This is a genomic window from Streptomyces sp. NPDC059255 (assembly GCF_042752355.1).
Classification (GTDB): domain Bacteria; phylum Actinomycetota; class Actinomycetes; order Streptomycetales; family Streptomycetaceae; genus Streptomyces.
The window spans coordinates 67,299-73,811 of the sequence record NZ_JBHYZP010000046.1 but is presented as its reverse complement, the minus strand read 5'-3'; the positions used below and the strand labels follow the sequence as shown (position 1 = coordinate 73,811).

Below are 6,513 nucleotides of genomic sequence, written 5' to 3'. Positions count from 1 at the left end.
CCCGACACCCCCATCATCACCACCGACGCCCGCCACCGCGCCGACGCCAAAAGCGGACTCATCACCCTCGTCGAACACGCCCTCATGGCACGACTCCGTTAGTCACGGACGCACGGACCCACGGACGCCCGGCGCCCCTACGGCGCCGGGCACCGCCGTCCCATGGACGTACGTACGGACGGCTGTGGAAGCGCATGGCAGAGCCCCCGCACTCTCACCGAGTGCGGGGGCTCTGTCGTGTCCGCTCACGAGCGGCGGGGGGTCAGCCCTGCCAGCTGTGCGGGGCGCGGAAGCCGGGGGTGCGCTCCAGGCGGCGCCAGCCGGCGGTGGAGCGGCCGCGGTGCGCCGGGGCCTCGGGCGTGGCGGCGGCGCGGGCCAGCAGGATCGCGGTGATCGCGGCCAGCTCCTCGGGGTCGGCGTGGCCCTTCTCTACGCGCAGCAGGGACTCGTTCGTGGCATCGCTCATGGAGTCGTGTCTCCGTTGGTCTCGGCAGGGACGGCGGGGCGCGTGGGGCGCCGCGTCACTGCGGGGGGTTGCCGTGCTTGCGGGACGGCAGGTCCGCGTGCTTGGTACGGAGCATCGCGAGCGCGCCCGCGAGGACCTCACGGGTCTCCGCGGGGTCGATGACGTCGTCGACGAGGCCGCGCTCCGCGGCGTAGTAGGGGTGCATCAGCTCGGCCTTGTACTCCTTCACCATGCGCGCGCGCATGGCCTCGGAGTCCTCGGCCTCGGCGATCTGCCTGCGGAAGATGACGTTGGCGGCACCTTCGGCGCCCATCACCGCGATCTCGTTGGTCGGCCAGGCATAGGTCAGGTCCGCCCCGATGGACTGGGAGTCCATGACGATGTACGCGCCTCCGTACGCCTTGCGCAGGATCAGGGAGATCCTCGGCACGGTCGCGTTGCAGTAGGCGTAGAGCAGTTTGGCGCCGTGCCGGATGATTCCACCGTGTTCCTGGTCGACCCCCGGGAGGAAGCCGGGCACGTCCAGCAACGTGACGATCGGGATGTTAAAAGCATCGCACATCTGGACAAAGCGCGCAGCTTTCTCCGATGCCTCGATGTCCAGGACCCCGGCCAGGGACTGCGGCTGGTTGGCGACGATGCCGATGACCTGGCCGTCGAGCCGGGCGAGCGCGCAGACGATGTTGCGGGCCCACCGCTCATGGATCTCCAGGTAGTCGCCGTCGTCGACGAGTTCCTCGATGACCTTGTGCATGTCGTACGGGCGGTTGCCGTCGGCGGGCACGAGGTCGAGCAGGATGTCGGAGCGGCGGTCCGCCGGGTCCTCGGAGACGACCGTGGGCGGGTTCTCGCGGTTGTTCTGCGGGAGCATCGACAGGAGGTAGCGGACCTCGGCGATGCAGGTCTCCTCGTCGTCGTACGCGAAGTGCGCGACGCCCGAGGTCTCGGCGTGGACGTCCGCGCCGCCCAGGCCGTTCTGGGTGATCTCCTCGCCGGTCACGGCCTTGACCACGTCGGGGCCCGTGATGAACATCTGCGAGGTCTCGCGGACCATGAAGACGAAGTCCGTGAGCGCGGGGCTGTAGGCCGCGCCGCCCGCGCACGGGCCGAGCATCACGCTGATCTGCGGGATGACACCGGAGGCACGGGTGTTGCGCTGGAAGATGCCGCCGTACCCGGCGAGCGCGGAGACACCCTCCTGGATGCGGGCGCCCGCGCCGTCGTTGAGGGAGACCAGGGGGGCACCGGCCGAGATGGCCATGTCCATGATCTTGTGGATCTTCGTGGCGTGGGCCTCACCGAGGGCGCCGCCGAAGATCCGGAAGTCGTGGGCGTAGACGAAGACCGTGCGGCTCTCCACCGTGCCCCAGCCGGTGATCACACCGTCGGTGTACGGCTTCTTCGCCTCCAGGCCGAAGCCGGTCGCCCGGTGCCTGCGGAGCTGCTCGACCTCCTTGAACGATCCCTCGTCGAGCAGCAGGTCGATGCGCTCGCGGGCGGTGAGCTTGCCCTTGGCGCGCTGGGCCTCGGTCGCGCGGTCGCTGGGGCCCCGGCGGGCCTCCTCGCGCAGCGCGTGCAGTTCTGCCACACGGCCCCGGGCGTCGATGGGCTCGCTCGGCGTCTCGTCCACTACGGTCATGTCCCAACCCTACGAACACCTCCGAGGAATGCGCGCCGTCGACTCCACACAGTCTCCCGGCGGTATTCCTGGTGGGCATGGACAGAAACCCGGCCCGTTGCGGGGGCACCGGACAGCGCGCCACCCCCGCCGGTTGTAAGGATCCACCAGGCGGAACCTCTGGGCGGAGATCCCCCGGACGTGCGCCGGACGGTGCACCGGTCAGTGCGCCTCCATGGTGCAGACGTGGGTGGCGCAGGCCGTTCCCGGGGTGACCCTCAGCCGTACCGTACGGCCCGTGGCGAGGACCTCGGCGGCCGGGTCGTGGTTCGTGACGCGGCGTACGGGGCGGTGCGACCGGTCCCAGACGATCTCCAGCGGTTCCCCCGTACGGGGCGGCTCGGCGATGTGCAGGGTGACGGTACGGCCCCGTTCCACGGCGAGGAGGCTCGCGGGGGCGCTCGCGGTGAGCGGCCCCGCCGTCCCCGGGCGCCAGAAGTTCGCGGCGACGCAGCCCAGCGAGCGGACCGCCACGGCCTGGGCCGCGTCGGTGTTGGCCAGGATCTCCAGCCAGTGCCGGTCGGCGGCGCGGGCGGTGACGGCGCGCCGGGAGGCGCCGGGCAGTAGCAGATAGGCGTACGAGGCGGCCACCGGGTCGGTGCCGTGGTCGAGCCAGAGACTCCGGTAGTGCCGGGTACGGCGTTCAGGTGAACTGGTGGTGTTGATGTCGCTCCACGCGCCGGTGCGCGCCTCGGCGAGGGTCCGTACCCGAGCGCCCCCGGGGAAGACCCAGCCGCCGTGGCCGGCGAGATGGGCCCAACGGGGCCGGGGCGCGCCGGGGTCGAGCGTGAAGGCGGCGCCGGCCCGCTCCCCCAGATTGCGGTTGTCCACGATCGTCTCGACGGGCACCCCGTCCGTCGCGCTGATACCGGCGCCGAGGCAGACCACGGTGTCCGCGAGACAGAACCAGGACTTGCGGGCTTCGAGCGTGGAGCCGAGCCCCTTGAGGTGCTGCCCGACGGCGGCGTACGTCCCGTCGGTCGCGCCGCCCACCCACCGTACGGCGGGTTTCGGCTCGCCCCACTCGCCGCCCGCCCGGTCCGGGAGCCGCCGGGTGGAGACGGTCGTACCGGGCAGCCGGTACGGGTCGACCGTGGGCCAGAACCAGTTCGTGTACTGGTCGGTGGACCGGTGGTCGCCCTGGTCCGCGCACCACCACAGGAGCATCCCGGCGCCGGTGTGCCAGCCGCGCGGGTTCTCGCCGTTGCCGCACTCGTAGTGGGCGATCCGGTCGGAGGCCATGGCGATGTTGGCGGCCCACCCGGGGCGCCGGTGCACGGCCCGGTCCATCGCGGCGAAGAGGGTGTGGCCGGTCGGTTCGGGGGCGGCGGGCACGTCCGACGCGGCGACGGCGCGCAGCCGGGCGAGATCGGCCACGTCGAACTGGCGGGCGGTGAGGACGGGCGACACCGTGTCCCGTTCGATCCACCCCTTGAGCAGCGCGGTCCAGCGCTCGCGCTCGGCGGCGCCCGCCGCGCCCGCGAGCAGCGCGATCGCGGCGATCACCCCCTGGCCGTGGAAGTGGTCGCTCCGCATCACCTGCCGCTCGTCGCTCCTGAGGTAACCGCGGCTGACGGCACGCCCGTTGACGCTGTCCATCATCAGGCCGTCGTAGATGAGCGGGGCGTACGCGCGCTCCACGCTGTCGAGGACGATCTGCCGGGCCGGGTCGGTGACGGCCCAGGGCGATCCGGCGAGCAGGGTGAGGAGCCGGCCGAGACCGTCCAGCATGACCTGGCCGTACGTCCCGGAGTAGGCGACCCAGGTGTGCTGCACGAACGATCCGTCGGCGTAGAGCCCGTCGCCCTTCGTGACGTACGGGAAGACGGGCGAGAGCGCGTCGCGGGCGAGCGCGATCCGGTCGGGCGCCCGGCCGAGGACGCCGCGCAGGGCGACGGAGCGGCAGAGGTCGACGCGGTTGGCGCCGGTGCTGGTGCCCGAGTAGTCGGCGAGCAGGGCGTCGGGGATGAAGTGGTCGACGGCGGCGGCGCCGGCGGCGCGCTGCGCGTCGGTGAGCCGGTCGTACAGGACGGCGGTGATGTCCATGAGCAGCCGGGGGCTGCCGATCTGCCACTCCCACCAGTTGCCGTAGGGGGCGGTCGCGGGGTGGTACACGGTCGCGGCGAGGTGGTCGAGCCCCTGGCGTACGGCGTCGAGCAGCCCGGCGTCCCCGGTGAGCCCGGTGCCCGGCTGGGCGTACGCGCGGGTCATGGTCCAGAGCCTGCTGTAGCTCTGGGTGATGCCGGAGGGCGGGTCGTACGGCCGGTCGGGCCAGAGGGACGCGGCGGCCGGGGCCATCGTCCGGCGGAACCCGGCGGCCAGCTCGCCGGTCTCGGCGAGGCGGGAGGCGTACGGCTCGGCGGCGGGGTCGTAGCCCTCGCCGAGGGAGAGCCCCACCCAGCGCAGCCGCAGCTCCTCGAACGGATCGGCGGCCGCACCGCCGCCGGGAGCGGGTGGCCCGGCGGCGTGTGCCGCGGCGTGCGGGAGGGAGCCCGCGCCGGTGGCGGCCAGGGCGGTGAGCACGGTACGGCGCGTCCAGGCGGGCGGCTGCGGCACGGGGGACCTCCGGAGCGGAAGTGGTATGGACCGGCTGCCCGTTGGTGTAGCACCGCCGGCGGGGGCTTTCAACGGGGGACGCGGCCGGAAGGGGGAGCGGGTGGCGCGGGGCGGGAGCTAGGGCGCCGTAGTAAGCGAAAGCCGCGGGGGCGGTAGCGAGGGCGCCGTACGGAGCGACCGCGCGGGGCGAAAGCCGCGGGGGCGGTAGCGAGGGCGCCGTACGGAGCGACCGCGCGGGGCGGAAGCGAAGGCGAGGCGGCAGCGACGGCGCCGTACGGAGCGAGCGCGCGGGGGCGGAAGCAAGACCGCGGGGCGGGAGCGAGGGCCGCAAGGCGGCAACTCCCGTCAGGGTGACCGCGTGTGACGCACGGTCGGCTCGACGCGGCCGTGTGAGAGCGCTCTCAGACCCAGCTCTTGACTCGTTCCCCACCCACGGCGAGGCTGGGGGGCCACGCTGGGCGCCTCCTCCCACCCGCCGCGCCCTCGTGCACCCCCATGTATCAGGAGTACTTCCGTGATATCCCGCCGACTGTTCCTGACCGGCACGGCCGCCGCGGCGACGGCGCTCACCTACCCCGTCTGGGGAAGCGCTCTCAGCCCGCAGGCCTCGGCAGCCCCGGAGACCTGCGAACTCGCGCTCCAGAACAAGTCGCTGCCCGGCACGGTCAACGCCTATGTGACCGGCCACGACCAGGCCACGGGCGGCTGGGTGCTGCTGCGCGCCGACGGCGGCGTCCACCGTCCCGAGTCGCCCGGCGCCCCGCAGACCCCGCTCCCGGTCGACTGCGCGATCCCGCTGAACCCGGCGGGCGGCGCCCCCGTCGTGCTGCGGCTGCCCCAGATGTTCGGCGCCCGCGTCTACTTCGTACGCGACGACAAGCTGGACTTCTTCCTCAACCCGGGCCCCGCCCTGGTGGAGCCGGCGTTCGCGACCGAGGCGGACCCCAACTACGGCCGCACCTGGTCGTTCTGCGAGTTCACCTTCAACCAGGACCAGCTCTTCTCCAACATCAGCTATGTCGACCTGGTGACCGCCCTGCCCATCGGCATCTCCCTGGAGGGCGATGCCACCCACACGGTCGCCCCGCTGCCCGAGGGCGCGCTGGAGCGGATCGCCGACGGGCTCACCGCACAGGCGGCGAAGGACGGACATCCGTGGGACAAGCTGGTCCTGCGCAACCCCGACGGGAAGGTGCTGCGGGTCATCTCACCGCAGAATCTGCCCGGCCAGGCAGGGTTCGGCGGTGTCTTCGAGAGCTACGCCGACCAGGTCTGGGAGAAGTACCGCTCCACGGATCTGACGATCGACCTCCAGGGCGGCCGGGGCGTCTTCACCGGCCGGGTCAGCGGCGACACGCTCACCTTCAACGGCGGCCACACCTTCGCCAAGCCGACCTCGATGGACATCTTCACCTGCAACAGCGGCCCGTTCGCGAACAACCCCGCGGACTCGGACGACAAGAAGGGCCTGCTCGCCCGGCTCGCGGCCGCCTTCAACCGCTCGACCCTGCTCACGCACACGCAGACGCCGAACGGCCTCACGGCGGCGGACTACTACCGGGGCCCGGTGACCAACCACTTCGCCCGGATCGTGCACGAGAACAACCCGGTCGGGTACGCGTTCCCGTACGACGACGTCCAGGCCGAGGGCCAGCCGGACGTCTCGGGCGCGGCGCACGACGGCAACCCGCGCCGCTGGACGGTCTCGGTCGGCTCCTGACCGTCCTTTCCCTCGGCGCGGCGGTGCCCCGCCTCTCCCCCGGCGACGGGCGGAGGGAGCGGGGCACCGCCGTGAGCGGAAGCCTGCGGAGCC

The 6,513-nt window shown here is 72.7% G+C and carries 4 protein-coding genes and 1 pseudogene; 2 read left to right on the top strand and 3 right to left on the bottom strand.

What is annotated here, in order from left to right:
- Positions 1-102, top strand: a pseudogene (locus ACFXKG_RS36430) (ATP-binding protein); the annotation flags it as partial.
- Positions 103-262: 160 nt separating this feature from the next.
- Here ACFXKG_RS36430 and ACFXKG_RS36425 read toward each other — a convergent pair.
- The 3 genes from ACFXKG_RS36425 to ACFXKG_RS36415 all read right to left on the bottom strand — a co-directional run bounded on the left by ACFXKG_RS36425 (position 263) and on the right by ACFXKG_RS36415 (position 4,700).
- Positions 263-466 carry an acyl-CoA carboxylase subunit epsilon gene (locus ACFXKG_RS36425; protein WP_382891411.1) on the bottom strand — a complete coding sequence of 68 codons (204 nt, stop codon included), beginning with the start codon at positions 464-466 and terminating at the stop codon, positions 263-265.
- A 55-nt stretch (positions 467-521) separates the two neighbouring features.
- On the bottom strand, positions 522-2,105 hold the full coding sequence (locus ACFXKG_RS36420) for an acyl-CoA carboxylase subunit beta (RefSeq protein ID WP_384848335.1): 1,584 nt from the start codon (positions 2,103-2,105) through the stop codon (positions 522-524).
- Positions 2,106-2,306: 201 nt separating this feature from the next.
- Positions 2,307-4,700: a polysaccharide lyase 8 family protein gene (locus ACFXKG_RS36415; RefSeq protein ID WP_384848332.1), complete on the bottom strand. Its 2,394-nt coding sequence runs from the start codon at positions 4,698-4,700 to the stop codon at positions 2,307-2,309.
- A gap of 514 nt (positions 4,701-5,214) precedes the next feature.
- Between ACFXKG_RS36415 and ACFXKG_RS36410 the strand changes: the two genes are divergently transcribed.
- Positions 5,215-6,420, top strand: a complete 1,206-nt coding sequence (locus ACFXKG_RS36410) for a glycoside hydrolase family 64 protein (protein ID WP_384848330.1) — start codon at positions 5,215-5,217, stop codon at positions 6,418-6,420.
- The last annotated feature ends 93 nt before the right edge of the window (positions 6,421-6,513 follow it).